16 protein-coding genes, 1 tRNA gene and 1 riboswitch are annotated in these 13455 nt (G+C 68.9%); of the genes, 7 read left to right on the top strand and 10 right to left on the bottom strand.

Translation table 11 applies throughout. The features are described from left to right. Positions 1-18: 18 nt before the first annotated feature. Positions 19-819: an ABC transporter permease gene (locus tag ACQEV2_RS16175; protein WP_433054483.1), complete on the bottom strand. Its 801-nt coding sequence runs from the start codon at positions 817-819 to the stop codon at positions 19-21. Positions 820-1067: 248 nt separating this feature from the next. Here ACQEV2_RS16175 and ACQEV2_RS16180 point away from each other — a divergent pair, with 248 nt between their 5' ends. Then, positions 1068-3458, top strand: a complete 2391-nt coding sequence (locus ACQEV2_RS16180; RefSeq protein ID WP_433041044.1) for a transglycosylase domain-containing protein — start codon at positions 1068-1070, stop codon at positions 3456-3458. A gap of 13 nt (positions 3459-3471) precedes the next feature. On the opposite strand, the gene ACQEV2_RS16185 is transcribed toward ACQEV2_RS16180, so the two are convergent. From ACQEV2_RS16185 to ACQEV2_RS16195, 3 genes are all read right to left on the bottom strand, one after another. Continuing rightward, on the bottom strand, positions 3472-3792 hold the full coding sequence (locus tag ACQEV2_RS16185; RefSeq protein ID WP_433041047.1) for a DMT family transporter: 321 nt from the start codon (positions 3790-3792) through the stop codon (positions 3472-3474). Between the two features lie 33 nt (positions 3793-3825). After that, a riboswitch (guanidine-III (ykkC-III) riboswitch) is annotated at positions 3826-3888 on the bottom strand. 55 nt (positions 3889-3943) lie between these two features. Then, a complete protein-coding gene (locus tag ACQEV2_RS16190) occupies positions 3944-4300 on the bottom strand; it encodes a GroES family chaperonin (RefSeq protein WP_433041050.1) in 357 nt (118 codons plus the stop codon). A 67-nt stretch (positions 4301-4367) separates the two neighbouring features. Next, entirely contained in the window at positions 4368-4697 is a 330-nt protein-coding gene (locus tag ACQEV2_RS16195; RefSeq protein ID WP_433041053.1) for a DUF3618 domain-containing protein, read from the bottom strand. A 95-nt stretch (positions 4698-4792) separates the two neighbouring features. Between ACQEV2_RS16195 and bcp the strand changes: the two genes are divergently transcribed. Together bcp and ACQEV2_RS16205 are read left to right on the top strand one after the other, a co-directional pair. Then, positions 4793-5260 (top strand): thioredoxin-dependent thiol peroxidase, encoded by a 468-nt coding sequence (gene bcp, locus ACQEV2_RS16200; protein WP_433041056.1) that lies wholly within the window; start codon positions 4793-4795, stop codon positions 5258-5260. Between the two features lie 39 nt (positions 5261-5299). Further along, positions 5300-5386 (top strand) — tRNA-Leu (locus tag ACQEV2_RS16205). A 4-nt stretch (positions 5387-5390) separates the two neighbouring features. On the opposite strand, the gene rdgB is transcribed toward ACQEV2_RS16205, so the two are convergent. The 4 genes from rdgB to ACQEV2_RS16225 form a co-directional block, all read right to left on the bottom strand. Beyond that, entirely contained in the window at positions 5391-5993 is a 603-nt protein-coding gene (rdgB, locus tag ACQEV2_RS16210; protein WP_433041059.1) for an RdgB/HAM1 family non-canonical purine NTP pyrophosphatase, read from the bottom strand. A gap of 158 nt (positions 5994-6151) precedes the next feature. Then, a complete protein-coding gene (locus ACQEV2_RS16215) occupies positions 6152-6556 on the bottom strand; it encodes a hypothetical protein (protein ID WP_433041062.1) in 405 nt (134 codons plus the stop codon). Positions 6557-6704: 148 nt separating this feature from the next. Then, positions 6705-7442 (bottom strand): ribonuclease PH, encoded by a 738-nt coding sequence (rph, locus tag ACQEV2_RS16220; protein ID WP_433054486.1) that lies wholly within the window; start codon positions 7440-7442, stop codon positions 6705-6707. 84 nt (positions 7443-7526) lie between these two features. Next, the gene (locus ACQEV2_RS16225; protein WP_031478364.1) at positions 7527-7760 is read right to left on the bottom strand and encodes a glucose PTS transporter subunit EIIB; all 234 of its coding nucleotides are present in this window, start codon (positions 7758-7760) and stop codon (positions 7527-7529) included. Positions 7761-7886: 126 nt separating this feature from the next. On the opposite strand from ACQEV2_RS16225, the gene ACQEV2_RS16230 reads away from it, so the two are divergent. Together ACQEV2_RS16230 and ACQEV2_RS16235 are read left to right on the top strand one after the other, a co-directional pair. After that, complete coding sequence (locus tag ACQEV2_RS16230) at positions 7887-9176, top strand: PTS transporter subunit EIIC (RefSeq protein WP_433041065.1); 1290 nt, start codon at positions 7887-7889, stop codon at positions 9174-9176. A gap of 123 nt (positions 9177-9299) precedes the next feature. Continuing rightward, positions 9300-10607, top strand: a complete 1308-nt coding sequence (locus ACQEV2_RS16235) for a PTS transporter subunit EIIC (RefSeq protein ID WP_433041068.1) — start codon at positions 9300-9302, stop codon at positions 10605-10607. Between the two features lie 69 nt (positions 10608-10676). Here ACQEV2_RS16235 and ACQEV2_RS16240 read toward each other — a convergent pair whose 3' ends face one another. After that, on the bottom strand, positions 10677-11429 hold the full coding sequence (locus tag ACQEV2_RS16240) for an MBL fold metallo-hydrolase (protein WP_433041071.1): 753 nt from the start codon (positions 11427-11429) through the stop codon (positions 10677-10679). Between the two features lie 273 nt (positions 11430-11702). Here ACQEV2_RS16240 and ACQEV2_RS16245 point away from each other — a divergent pair, with 273 nt between their 5' ends. Both ACQEV2_RS16245 and ACQEV2_RS16250 read left to right on the top strand, forming a co-directional pair. Next, positions 11703-11984, top strand: a complete 282-nt coding sequence (locus ACQEV2_RS16245) for a hypothetical protein (protein WP_433041074.1) — start codon at positions 11703-11705, stop codon at positions 11982-11984. 36 nt (positions 11985-12020) lie between these two features. Then, positions 12021-12485 carry a type II toxin-antitoxin system PemK/MazF family toxin gene (locus tag ACQEV2_RS16250; protein WP_433041077.1) on the top strand — a complete coding sequence of 155 codons (465 nt, stop codon included), beginning with the start codon at positions 12021-12023 and terminating at the stop codon, positions 12483-12485. Positions 12486-12498: 13 nt separating this feature from the next. Here ACQEV2_RS16250 and ACQEV2_RS16255 read toward each other — a convergent pair whose 3' ends face one another. Then, positions 12499-13449, bottom strand: a complete 951-nt coding sequence (locus ACQEV2_RS16255; protein WP_433041080.1) for a PLP-dependent cysteine synthase family protein — start codon at positions 13447-13449, stop codon at positions 12499-12501. Positions 13450-13455 lie beyond the last annotated feature (6 nt).

Consider the following 13455-nt stretch of genomic DNA (forward strand, 5'->3'; position numbering starts at 1 on the left):
CCGGGCGCCCTGGAGGTCTCAGCCACCCTGCACCACCACCCGCCGCGTCGCCGACGACTGCACGAGCCGCCCGGCCGCCAGCAGGACCACCGCCCACGCCGCCTGGAAGGCGTACGCCCCGAGCGGGTCGGTCTCCCCCATCAGCACATCCGCGGGCATCTGGAGCTGTGCCGCCCAGGGCAGCGCCCGGACGATGTCGCCGAGCGTGCCCGGGAAGGCGTTCAGCGGCAGGGTCATGCCCGAGAAGAAGATCCCGGTGACCATGATGGCCTGCGAGACGCCATGGCCGTCCATCAGCCAGAACACGCTCAGGGCGACCAGGTAGCGGATGGCGAAGCTGACGACCATCGCCAGCAGGAGCGCGACCAGGAACGCCGCCCAGGTCGTGACCGCGCCGGGCAGCGCCATCGGGAAGACCAGCGCGCCGAACGTGAACGGGATCACTCCCCGCCCCAGCATCTGGAACAGCGCCCGGCCCAAGTCGCTCGCCAGCCACCACAGTTGGAGGTCGGCCGGGCGGTACAGGTCGATCGCGATCTCACCCGTTCGGATGCGGCCCATCAGGTCCTTCTCGACGCCGCCGCCCTGAATGGCCAGCGTCGAGTACAGGGCCTGCCCCAGCCACACATAGGTCACCGCCTGCGCCTGGTCGTAGCCCCCGAGGTGCGGCTTCTCGTCCCACAGCGCCAGATACGTGTAGACGAGGATCACGCCGAAGACGGTGTTGGTGAACACCCCGGCCGCCGTCGCCGCCCGATAAGTCGCGTAACGTCTGAATCCGCCTGCCGCGACGGCCACGTACAACCGCCCGGAGCCCACATCCACAGCCCTCCTCGCCCGCGCCCGGCACCGAAGCGCAGGAGCCTAGTGCGCGGGCGGCAAGGGCTGCCAGCCGTTTTCCGGGCCGGACGCACGGCACACGACCGGCGCGAGAGCCTGCTCACTTTCCGCGGACGCGCGCCGGTTTCCGGGAACGGAACGCCGGGTGCGAGAGTCTTCAATGGGGGCGCAGTAGGCGTACGAGGCGTACAGGAACGTACGACGCGAAACAGGAGTCCGTGCAGCACATGAGCGACGAGCAGCAGCCGCCACAGCAGCCGACCCGGAAACCGGGGCGGCCGAAACGGACGGGCTGGCGACGGATCATCCCGACCTGGCGGATGGTGCTCGGCACCTTCGTCATCGGCACGCTGCTGCTCGTCGGGCTGTTCTTCCTCGGCTACTCCCTGGTCAAGATCCCGCCGGCCAACGCGCTCGCCACCAAGCAGGCCAACGTCTACATGTACGCGGACGGCTCGGTGATCGCCCGCGACGGCGAGGTCAACCGGGAGAACGTCACGCTCGCGCAGATCTCCAAGGACGCCCAGCACGCGATCCTGGCCGCCGAGGACCGCGACTTCTACACGGAGTCCGCGATCGACCCCAAGGCGATGCTCCGCGCCGCCTGGAACACGGCCACCGGCAAGGGCAAGCAGTCCGGTTCCACGATCACCCAGCAGTACGTGAAGAACTACTACCTGCGTCAGGACCAGACCGTCACCCGCAAGGCGAAGGAGTTCTTCATCGCGATCAAGCTGGACCGCGAGAAGAGCAAGAACGAGATCCTCGAGGGCTACCTCAACACCAGCTTCTTCGGCCGCAACGCCTACGGCATCCAGGCCGCCGCCCAGGCCTACTACGGCATGGACGCGGGGGACCTCGACCCGGCCCGCGCCGCCTATCTGGCCGCGCTGGTCAACGCGCCCAGCGAGTACGACGTCGTCGCCCACCCGGAGAACAAGGCCGCGGCCGTGGCCCGTTGGAATTACGTCCTGGACGGCATGGTGACCAAGGGCTGGCTCTCCGAGAGCAAGCGGGAGGGCATGAAGTTCCCGACGCCCAAGGAGGCCACCACCTCCACCAACCTGTCCGGGCAGCGCGGTTACATCGTGCGGATCGTGCAGGACTACCTGCTCAAGAACAAGATCGCCACCGAGGACGACCTCAAGGCCGGCGGCTACCGCATCACCACCACCCTGCAGAAGGACAAGCAGAACGCCTTCGTCGACGCCGTCAACGACCAGCTGATCTCCAAGCTGGACCCGAAGAACAACAAGGTCGACAAGTACGTCCGCGCGGGCGGCGCCTCCGTCGACCCGAAGACCGGCAAGGTCGTCGCGATGTACAACGGCATCGACTACGTCAAGCAGTACACCCCGAACGCCACCCGCCGGGACTTCCAGGTCGGCTCCACGTTCAAGCCGTTCGTGTTCACCTCGGCCGTGGAGAACGACTCCACCACCCAGGACGGCCGCCCGATCACCCCGAACACGATCTACGACGGCACCAACAAGCGCCCCGTGCAGGGCTGGAGCGGCGGGACCTACGACCCCGAGAACGAGGACCAGTACTCCTACGGCGACATCACCGTCCGCACGGCCACCGACAAGTCCGTGAACGCGGTGTACGCGCAGATGGCCGTGGACGTGGGCCCCGAGAAGGTGAAGGACACCGCGGTCGAACTGGGCCTGCCCACCGACACCCCCGAACTCCAGGGGGTCCCGTCCATCGCGCTCGGCGTGGCCCACGCCAGCGTCCTCGACATGGCGGAGGCCTACGCGACGCTCGCCAACCACGGCAGGCACGGCACGTACACCATGATCGAGAAGATCACCAAGGACGGCGCCGACGTCATCGAGATCCCGGAGCGCAAGGCGTCCCAGGTGATCAGCCGCGAGGCCGCCGACACCACCACGTCGATCCTGAAGAGCGTCGTCGAGAACGGCACCGGCACACCCGCCCAGGCCGTCGGCCGCCCGGCGGCGGGCAAGACCGGCACGGCGGAGGAGGACCAGGCCGCCTGGTTCGCCGGGTACACGCCCGACCTCGCCACGGTCGTCGCCGTCATGGGCCAGGACCCGGTCACGGCGCACCACAAGTCGCTGTACGGCGCGCTGGGCGAGAGCCGCATGAACGGCAGCGGTCCGCCCACCGCGATCTGGGCCCAGTTCACCAAGGCGGCCCTCAAGGGCAAGCCGGCCGCCGACTTCGACCTGGAGCTCCAGGAGGGCGCGGACGTGCCCCAGTACCCGACGACCGACCCGACCCAGGGCGACGACGGCACCCGCGGCCAGGACAACGGCGGCGCCACCGGGGACCCCAGCACCACCCCCGGCCAGGACACCGAGGGCCAGACCGGCGGCGAGACGCCGGGCCAGACGGACGGCGGGACCACGGGCGACACCGACACCGGCGGCACCACCGACGGGGGCACGACCACCGACGGCGGGACCACGGGCGACACCGACACCGGCGGCACCTCCGACGGCGGCACGACCACGGACGGCGGCACCGACACCGGTGGCACCACCGACGGCGGCAGTACGGGCGGCGACAGCTCGACCGGCGGTACGGACACCGGAGGCGGGGGGACCACGGGAACCGGGGGCGGGCAGCAGAGCCTGGTCCTCAACGAGTGAGCGCCGGCCCGGCTCAGTGCCCGCTGGTCCCCTTCAGCCCCACCACGGCGACCAGCAGCAGGCAGACGAAGAAGATCCGCGCGGCGGTGACCGGCTCGCCCAGCACCGCCATGCCGACCACCGCCGCGCCGGCCGCGCCGATGCCCACCCAGACGCCGTAGGCGGTACCGATGGGCAGGGACTTCGCGGCGTACGACAGCAGCAGCATGCTGGCGACGATGCCGGCGCCGGTGAGCAGGCTGGGGACGGGGCGGGTGAAGCCGTGCGTGTACTTCATGCCGATCGACCAGCCGACTTCCAGCAGACCGGCGACGACTAGCAGAACCCAGGCCATGACGAGCACCTTTCGCAAAGACGGAAACCTGGCGGTGCGTCGTCTTTGCCTTCACCCGGTACGGCGCGTCTCGTCGGGTTCCTTGCAAAGGTAGCAAAGAACAACGAAAAGGGCTGGTGACAAGGGTCACCAGCCCTTTCGGACCGTCGATTCAGAGGTAGAGGCCGGTCGAGTCCTCCGACCCCTCGAACCGGTCGGCGGCCACGGCGTGCAGATCACGCTCGCGCATGAGCACATACGCGACCCCGCGCACCTCGACCTCGGCGCGGTCCTCCGGGTCGAACAGGACCCGGTCACCGGGCTCCACGGTCCGTACGTTCTGCCCCACCGCGACGACCTCCGCCCAGGCCAGCCGACGGCCTACGGCCGCCGTGGCGGGGATGAGGATGCCGCCACCGGAACGCCGCTCACCCTCGTTCGTGTCCTGCCGCACGAGGACTCGGTCGTGCAGCATCCGGATGGGCAGCTTGTCGTGTTGGGTGCTGTGCTCGTTTCTGTTGGCGCTCACGCCTTTGAACCTACCTGCCTTTACCGCGTCCGTACGCCGCCGGGTCCGCCGTCACCAGGGACAGGCCCTAGCCCTTGCGGCGCCGGGTGCCGAGGGCCAGCAGGCCCACCAGACCGACGGCGACGAGCGCCACGGGCACGATCCGCTCGATGCGGGGCGCGCCCTCCTCGTCGGTGAACTTGGCCTTGACATCGCTCACGGCCCGGTTGACCCCGACGTAGGCCCGTCCGAGCGTGTGGTCGATGTTCGAGACGACCTTGGCCTTGGCGTCGCCGACGATCGTCTTCGGGTGCACCCGCACCCCGATCTCGTCGAGCGTCTCGGCCAGCACTGCGCGGCGGCGCTTGATGTCCGCCTCGATCTGCGCCGGTGTTCTGGTGTCCGACGTGTCCGCCACCGTACGGCCTCCGAAGTGAAGCTGATGCTGTTTGCGGACAGTCTGTCAGCTCCACGCCGGACCGCACCGTCAGGCTCCCCGGTTACGCTGGTCCGATGAGCGAGCGACTCCAGCCGGGGGACGTGGCCCCCGCCTTCACCCTGCCCGACGCCGACGGCAACGAGGTGTCCCTGTCGGACCACAAGGGCCGCAAGGTCATCGTCTACTTCTACCCGGCCGCCCTGACGCCCGGCTGCACCAAGCAGGCCTGCGACTTCACGGACAACCTGGAGCTGCTGGCCGGCGCCGGCTACGACGTGATCGGCATCTCCCCCGACCAGCCGGAGAAGCTTGCCAAGTTCCGCGAGAAGGAGTCCCTGAAGGTCACGCTGCTCGCCGACCCGGAGAAGTCCGTCACCGAGGCGTACGGCGCCTTCGGCGAGAAGAAGAACTACGGCAAGACGTACATGGGCGTCATCCGCTCCACGGTGATCGTGGACGAGGAGGGCAAGGTCGAGCGAGCCCTGTACAACGTGCGGGCGACCGGACACGTGGCCAAGATCATCAAGGACCTGGGCATCTGATCACCCCGCCCGGCCAGTAGCATGGCCGGGCAAGGTCACGCGGCCGTGGTGGAATTGGCAGTCACGCTGGGTTTAGGTCCCAGTGGGGTAACACCCGTGAGGGTTCGAGTCCCTCCGGCCGCACCAGAGTTCAGCCGAGCAGTTCCCGCACCACGGGTACGAGCGCCCGGAACGCCTTGCCCCGGTGGCTGATCGCGTTCTTCTCCTCGGGGCTCAGCTCGGCGCACGTCCGGGTCTCGCCCTCCGGCTGGAGGATCGGGTCGTACCCGAAGCCGTTCGTGCCCACGGGGGCGTGCCGCAGGGTGCCCCGCAACTGCCCCTCGACCACCCGCTCCGTCCCGTCCGGCAGGGCGAGCGCCGCCGCGCACGCGAAGTGGGCGCCCCGGTGGGCGTCGTCGATGTCGGACAACTGCGCCAGCAGCAGCTCCAGGTTGGCCTTGTCGTCACCGTGCCGGCCGGCCCAGCGGGCCGAGAAGATGCCGGGGGCGCCGTTCAGGACGTCGACACACAGTCCCGAGTCGTCGGCGACGGCGGGCAGCCCGGTCGCCCGCGCCAGGGCATGCGCCTTCAGCAGGGCGTTCTCGGCGAAGGTCACGCCGGTTTCCTTGACGTCGGGGATGTCCGGGTAGGCGTCCGCACCGACGAGGTCATGCTGCAGCCCTGCGTCGGCGAGGATCGCCCTGAGCTCGATGATCTTTCCGGCGTTGCGGGTGGCGAGGATGAGGCGGGTCATGGGGACCAGTATCCAGGGGCCGCCGGAGGCGCCCCTGAAGGGGCGCGGGGCTGTGTCGATATGCGGCTCCGCCGCGCGGGCGCGACCAGCCACGACGAACCCGCAGCCGCCCACCGACAGAACCCGGCAGACGATTGGCACTCGCCCAGCCGGCGCAGCTACGGCGTGCAGACCTTGGTCAGTTCCCCGGCCGCCTCCGTCACCGGGCTGATGTCCGGCGTCTCGTCCCCGTTCTTCACGGCGTCACGCACATTCGTGACGGCCTGCTGAAGGTCGTCGACCGCCTTGTTGACGTCGGCGTTGTCCGTCTTGTCGCCGATCTTGTCGAGGTTTTTGTCGATGGAGGTCAGGGACTCCTCGAGCTGGGTCGGGTCGTTCGACGCGTTCTCCACGGCCTGCTGGAGTTCCGTGACGCTGTCGGCGATGGCGTCGGCGGTCTGGACGCAGTCCATCGCCTTGCTGACGGCGTCGCAGCCGGTGGTCAGCCCGGCCGTCAGTCCGACCGCCGCGATGGCTGCGGCGGCTATGGCGATACGGCTCCGGCGGCGTCGGCTCGTGGCCATGGTTGACGTTCCCTCCCTGCTCAGGCCTCGCAGGCCCCCCGTTGTGCACTGGCCGGGCGTACAGCGGTGTGCCGTACGCCCGTACCCCTAGTGACGCCGGGAAGCGCGGCGAGGTTGCGCGCGGCTGCGGCTCTTCTTGGTGCGCCCTTTACTTTTCGAGGACCGTATCAAGTGCCTTGCGCTGCAGTTCCGCCAGCTCCCCGCAGCCGGAAACCGCAAGGTCCAGCAGGGAGTTGAGCTCCTCGCGGGCGAAGGGCTCGGCCTCGGCGGTGCCCTGGACCTCGACGAAGCGGCCGTCGCCGGTGCAGACGACGTTCATGTCGGTCTCGGCCTTCACGTCCTCCTCGTAGCAGAGGTCGAGGAGCGGTACGCCGCCGACGATGCCGACCGAGACGGCGCTGACGGTGCCGGTGAGCGGCTTGCGGCCGGGCTTGATCAGCTTCTTGCCCTGGGCCCAGGAGACGGCGTCGGCGAGGGCGACGTAGGCGCCGGTGATGGCCGCGGTGCGCGTGCCGCCGTCGGCCTGGAGGACGTCGCAGTCGAGGACGACGGTGTTCTCGCCGAGCGCCTTGTAGTCGATGACGGCGCGCAGGGAGCGGCCGATGAGGCGGCTGATCTCGTGCGTGCGGCCGCCGATCTTGCCCCGGACGGACTCGCGGTCGCCGCGGGTGTTGGTGGCGCGGGGCAGCATGGCGTACTCCGCGGTGACCCAGCCCTCGCCACTGCCCTTGCGCCAGCGCGGGACACCTTCGGTGAAGGAGGCGGTGCACAGGACCTTCGTGTCACCGAAGGAGACGAGGACGGAGCCCTCGGCGTGCTTGCTCCAGGCGCGTTCGATGGTGACCGGGCGGAGCTGTTCGGGGGTGCGGCCGTCGAATCGAGGCATTGAGGACATGGGGCGAGCCTAGCCGCAGATACGGAAGGGGCCGCTCCCGCGGTGGGAAGCGGCCCCTTCGGTGAGCTCGGAGGCTCACATCATGTCTTCGATCTCCGCCGCGATCGGGTCGGCGTCGGTGCCGATGACGACCTGGATGGCGGTGCCCATCTTCACGACGCCGTGGGCGCCGGCGGCCTTCAGGGCGGACTCGTCGACCAGCGAGGGGTCGCTGACCTCGGTGCGGAGCCGGGTGATGCAGCCCTCGATCTCCTCGATGTTGTCGATGCCGCCGAGCCCGGCGACGATCTTCTCAGCCTTGCTGGCCATGTCGGTCTCCTCACGCACTGTTGGCCCAACTTCGCGAGCGATTGGGTCGTGCGTACCGAAAGATGACGTCACAGCAACCAATCGTCCGTAACTGGTCTACACCACACGACAGGCGGTCGCCAACCCATGAGCTCCGGCAGTGAGGTGAGCCCTGCCCGGGCGCGCCGGCAGCGCGCGTTCCAGGGCCTGCAGAAGATGGGCCGCAGTCTCCAGCTCCCCATCGCCGTCCTGCCGGCCGCGGGCATCCTCAACCGGCTCGGTCAGCCGGACGTGTTCGGCGACGACGGCCTGGGCTGGGACAACGTCTCGAAGGTGATGGACGGCGCGGGCGGTGCGCTGCTCGACGGCTCGCTGGGGCTGCCGTTGCTGTTCTGCGTCGGTGTGGCCATCGGCATGGCGAAGAAGGCGGACGGGTCGACGGCGCTGGCGGCGGTGGTGGGGTTCCTCGTCTACTACAACGTGCTGCGCGAGTTCCCGGAGGACTGCCCGGCGGGGACGAGGGAGATCCCCGACATCGGCTGCGCCGCGGCCGAAGGGGCGGTGAGCGCGTACGAGTACCAGAACCCGGGTGTCTTCGGCGGCATCGTGATCGGCCTGCTCGCGGCGTTCTTCTGGCAGCGCTACCACCGGACGAGGCTGGTGGACTGGCTGGGCTTCTTCAACGGGCGGCGTCTCGTCCCGATCATCATGGCGTTCGTGGCGATCGTGGTCGCGGTGCTGTGCCTGTGGGTCTGGCCACCGATCGGGGACGCGCTGGAGAACTTCAGCGACTGGATGAGCGACCTCGGCTCCTGGGGAGCGGGCGTGTTCGGCGTCGCCAACCGCGCGCTGCTGGTCGTCGGGCTCCACCAGTTCCTCAACGTGCCCATCTGGTTCCAGTTCGGCAGCTACACAACGCCGGACGGCGAGGTGGTGCACGGCGACATCAACATGTTCCTCGCGGGCGACCCGGACGCCGGGCAGTTCACCTCGGGGTTCTTCCCCATCATGATGTTCGCCCTGCCGGCCGCGGCCCTCGCGATCACGCACTGCGCGAGGCCGGCCCGCCGCAAGGAGGTCGGCGGCCTCATGCTGTCGGTGGCGCTGACGTCTTTCGTCACCGGCATCACGGAACCGATCGAGTACTCGTTCCTCTTCATCGCCCCGCTGCTGTACGCGGTGCACGCGTTGCTGACGGGTGTCTCGATGGCGGTGACCTGGGGGCTGGGCGTCCACGACGGCTTCAGCTTCTCGGCCGGACTGATCGACTACGTCATCAACTGGAACCTGGCCACGAAGCCCTGGGCGATCATTCCGATCGGCCTGGGCTTTGCCGTCGTCTATTACGCGATCTTCCGTTTCGCGATCACCAAGTTCGATCTCAAGACGCCGGGTAGGGAGCCGGAGGAAGAGGTCGAGGACGTCACAAAGGTCTGACAAAAGGCCTGAAACGGGTCCGGAAAATCCCCGGGAATCGCGGGTTCCTTATCTCGCCTTCATCGTGCTACAACAGGTCTACACCACTGAGTGGTGTAGACCACCACCCGATGGAGGAAGTCTATGAGCACCGCCACCGCGCCAACGGCGGCCCCCACGAAGAAGTGGGGATCCGGTCTTTTCCAGGGCCTGCAGAAGGTCGGCCGCAGCCTGCAGCTGCCCATCGCCGTGTTGCCGGCGGCGGGCATTCTGCTCCGCCTGGGGCAGGCGGACTCGCAGGAGAGGTTCCACATCCCCGCCGACGTGGCGAAGGTGTTCGCAGGAGCCGGTGGCGCCCTGCTGGACAGCTCCTTCGGCCTGCCGCTGCTGTTCTGCATAGGCGTGGCCATCGGCTTCGCGAAGAAGGCCGACGGGTCGACGGCGCTGGCCGCCGTCGTCGGCTTCCTGACCTACTACGCGGTGATCCACCAGTACCCGATCAAGGACGGCCACGAGGGCGCCACCTACACGGCGACCGGCCTCGGCGGCGGCTTCTGGCAGAAGGGCAACGAGGCCGCCCAGGCCGCGACCTTCCAGAACCCGGGCGTGCTCGGCGGCATCATCCTCGGCCTGCTGACGGCCGTACTGTGGCAGCGCTACCACCGCAAGAAGCTCGTCGACTGGCTCGGCTTCTTCAACGGCCGTCGGCTGGTCCCGATCATCACCGCCGCCCTCGGTACTGTTCTGGGTGTTCTGGTCGTCCTGGGCTGGGAGCCCATCGGTAACGTCATCTCGAACTTCGGCGAGTGGATGACCGGTCTGGGCGCCTTCGGCTCGGCCCTCTTCGGTCTCATCAACCGCGCGCTGATCCCGATCGGCATGCACCAGTTCGTCAACTCGGTGGCGTGGTTCCAGATCGGCGACTTCACCGACGCCGCGGGCACCGTCTTCCACGGCGACCTGCCGCGCTTCTTCGCCGGTGACCCGGACGCCGGACTGTTCATGTCCGGCTTCTTCCCGATCATGATGTTCGGTCTGCCGGCCGCCGCGCTTGCGATCGCGCACTCCGCCCGCCCCGAGCGCCGCAAGGCCGTCCTCGGCATGATGATGTCGATGGCCCTGACCTCGTTCTTCACGGGTGTCACCGAGCCGATCGAGTTCACGTTCATGTTCATCGCGCCGGTGCTGTACGCCATCCACGCAGTCCTCACCGCGATCTCGATGGCTGTGACCTGGGCGTTGGGCATGCACATGGGCTTCAGCTTCTCGGCCGGATTCATCGACGTCTTCATCAACTGGGGGATCTCCACCAAGCCCTGGCTGCTGATCCCCATCGGCCTGGTCTTCGCGGCGGTCTACTACGCGGTCTTCCGCTTCGCCATCACCAAGTTCAACCTCCCCACCCCGGGCCGCGAGCCCGAGGAGGAGGTCGAGGACCTCACCAAGGCGTGAGCCCCGCCCGAACAGCACTGAGGCCCCCGGAGCAGACACGCTCCGGGGGCCTCTGTCACGTCGTACAGGTCAGATCTCGTACGTCACCCGCGGAGCGGCGAGCTCCACCGGCCCGTCGTAGACCTCGCGCGCGTCGGCCAGGTTGACCTGGGGATCGGTCCACGGGGGGATGTGGGTCAGCACCAGGCGCCTCGCTCCCGCGCGGGCGGCCGTCTGACCCGCCTCGCGGCCGTTGAGGTGCAGGTCGGGGATGTTCTCCTTGCCGTGCGTGAAGGCGGCCTCGCACAGGAACAGGTCGGCGTCGCGGGCCAGTTCGTCCAGGGCCGTGCTGACGCCCGTGTCGCCGGAGTAGGTCAGGGTCTTCCCGCCGTGCTCGATCCGGATGCCGTACGCCTCCACCGGGTGGGCCACGCGTTCCGTGTGCACGAGGAACGGGCCGATCTCGAAGGTGGACGGCTTGACCGTGTGGAAGTCGAAGACCTCGCTCATGGACGAGGCGGTGGGGGTGTCGGCGTAGGCGGTGGTCAGGCGCTGTTCCGTGCCCTCGGGTCCGTAGACCGGGATCGGGTCGCAGCGGCCGCCGTCGTGCCGGTAGTAGCGCGCCACGAAGTACGCGCACATGTCGATGCAGTGGTCGGCGTGCAGATGGCTGAGGAAGATCGCGTCGAGGTCGTAGAGACCGCAGTGGCGCTGCAGCTCGCCCAGGGCGCCGTTGCCCATGTCGAGGAGCAGCCGGAAGCCGTCGGCCTCGACGAGGTAGCTCGAGCAGGCCGATTCCGCGGACGGGAACGACCCCGAGCAGCCGACGACGGTGAGCTTCATGAAACAGAAACCTCCGCTGGCTGGAAATCCAGAGAATCCAGAAGATCGGGAATGGGGCGTCGGGGGTCGTGCGGTTTGTCGAGCGTAAGGCGCAAAACCTCCCGTCGCTCCTCCGCCAAGGGCTGTTGTGGGCGAACTCACCTGTGGTGTCAGCCGTTCGGCTGCCGACGCTGTCCAGGTGTTCGGTGTGCGGCCATCTCCGCTCGCTACCACACAAAAGTGGACGTAACGTCGGAAACAGCTGTCGCCTCCTGTGAATCGAGGGATCCGGACATGGCCGTGTTGGTCGTCAATCAGAGCGCCGAGTGGACCGAGGAGCTCTACCAGGCAACCTTCGACCGGGTGATCCCGGACCGCACGAGTCCCCCCGCCGGGATGGTCGCCCACTACGCGGCGCCGCGCGAGGGGGGAGGGTGGCAGGTCATCGATGTGTGGGAGTCGGAGGAGGACTTCCGGCGCTTCCTGGAGGGGTCGGTCGTCCCGGCCGCGAAGGAGCTCGGAGCGCCCCCGTTCGAGAGCCATGTGACCGAGCTGTACAACTCCCTGGTCCCGTAAGGCGCCGGGGGAATGGGAGGCCGGTAACGTCATCCCATGGACACGTCATGGTGGCTGGCGCTCGCGGCGGTGGTGCTGCTCGCGCTCGTCGCCGCGCTCGTGGACGGGTGGGGACGCGGGCGGCGTCCCGAGGGGCAGCGGACGCGGCCGCCCGGGCGGCCCCGGGGGCATGCGCACGGGCCCGCTTCGGCTCGTCCGGAGCCTGCGGAGATCTGGTGGGCGCGGGTGCCGTACGAGGACGGGCCGGGCGCTAAGGACCGGCCGTGCCTGGTGCTCTCGGTGCGGGGGCAGCAGGTCACCGTCGCGAAGATCACCAGCAAGTACCGGGACGAGCGGCGCGGGGTGATTCCGTTGCCGCCGGGCTCGGTCGGGGACACCCGGGGGCGGGCGAGCTTCCTGGAGACGGGTGAGCTGAGGGACGTGCCGGTGTGGGAGTTCCGGCGGCGGGTCGGGGTGATGGACCCGGTCGTGTGGGACCAGGTCCGTCACCTGTCGACGTGAGGCCGCCCGGCGGTCACGCCCAGAGCTGGCCCTGGAGCGTCTCGATCGCTTCCTCTGTCGTGGCAGCCGTGTAGACGCCGGTCGAGAGGTACTTCCAGCCGCCGTCGGCCACGACGAACACGATGTCGGCCGACTCCCCCGCCTTCCGCGCCTTCTTGCCGACGCCGATCGCGGCGTGCAGCGCGGCGCCGGTGGAGATGCCCGCGAAGATGCCCTCCTGCTGGAGGAGTTCACGGGTGCGGGTGACCGCGTCGGCCGAGCCGACCGAGAAGCGGGTGGTCAGGACGGAGGCGTCGTACAGCTCCGGTACGAAGCCCTCGTCGAGGTTGCGCAGGCCGTAGACGAGGTCGTCGTAGCGCGGTTCGGCAGCGACGATCTTGACGTCCGGCTTGTGCTCGCGCAGGTAGCGGCCGACGCCCATGAGCGTGCCCGTGGTGCCGAGGCCGGCCACGAAGTGGGTGACGGAGGGAAGGTCGGCGAGGATCTCGGGGCCGGTGGTGGCGTAGTGGGCGCCTGCGTTGTCCGGGTTGCCGTACTGGTAGAGCATCACCCAGTCGGGGTGCTCGGCCGCGAGTTCCTTGGCGACGCGTACGGCGGTGTTGGAACCGCCCGCGGCCGGGCTGGAGATGATCTCCGCGCCCCACATGGCGAGCAGGTCCCGGCGTTCCTGCGAGGTGTTCTCGGGCATCACGCACACGATGCGGTAGCCCTTGAGCTTCGCGGCCATGGCCAGGGAGATGCCGGTGTTGCCGCTGGTCGGCTCCAGGATCGTGCAGCCCGGGGTCAGGCGGCCGTCCTTCTCCGCCTGCTCGATCATGTGCAGGGCGGGGCGGTCCTTGACCGAGCCGGTGGGGTTGCGGTCCTCCAGCTTGGCCCAGATGCGGACGTCGTCGGACGGCGACAGCCGCGGCAGGCACACCAGGGGGGTGTTGCCGACCGCGGCCAACGGGGAGTCGTAACGCATCGGTGG

This window comes from Streptomyces sp. CA-251387 (assembly GCF_050936625.1).
Taxonomy (GTDB): domain Bacteria; phylum Actinomycetota; class Actinomycetes; order Streptomycetales; family Streptomycetaceae; genus Streptomyces.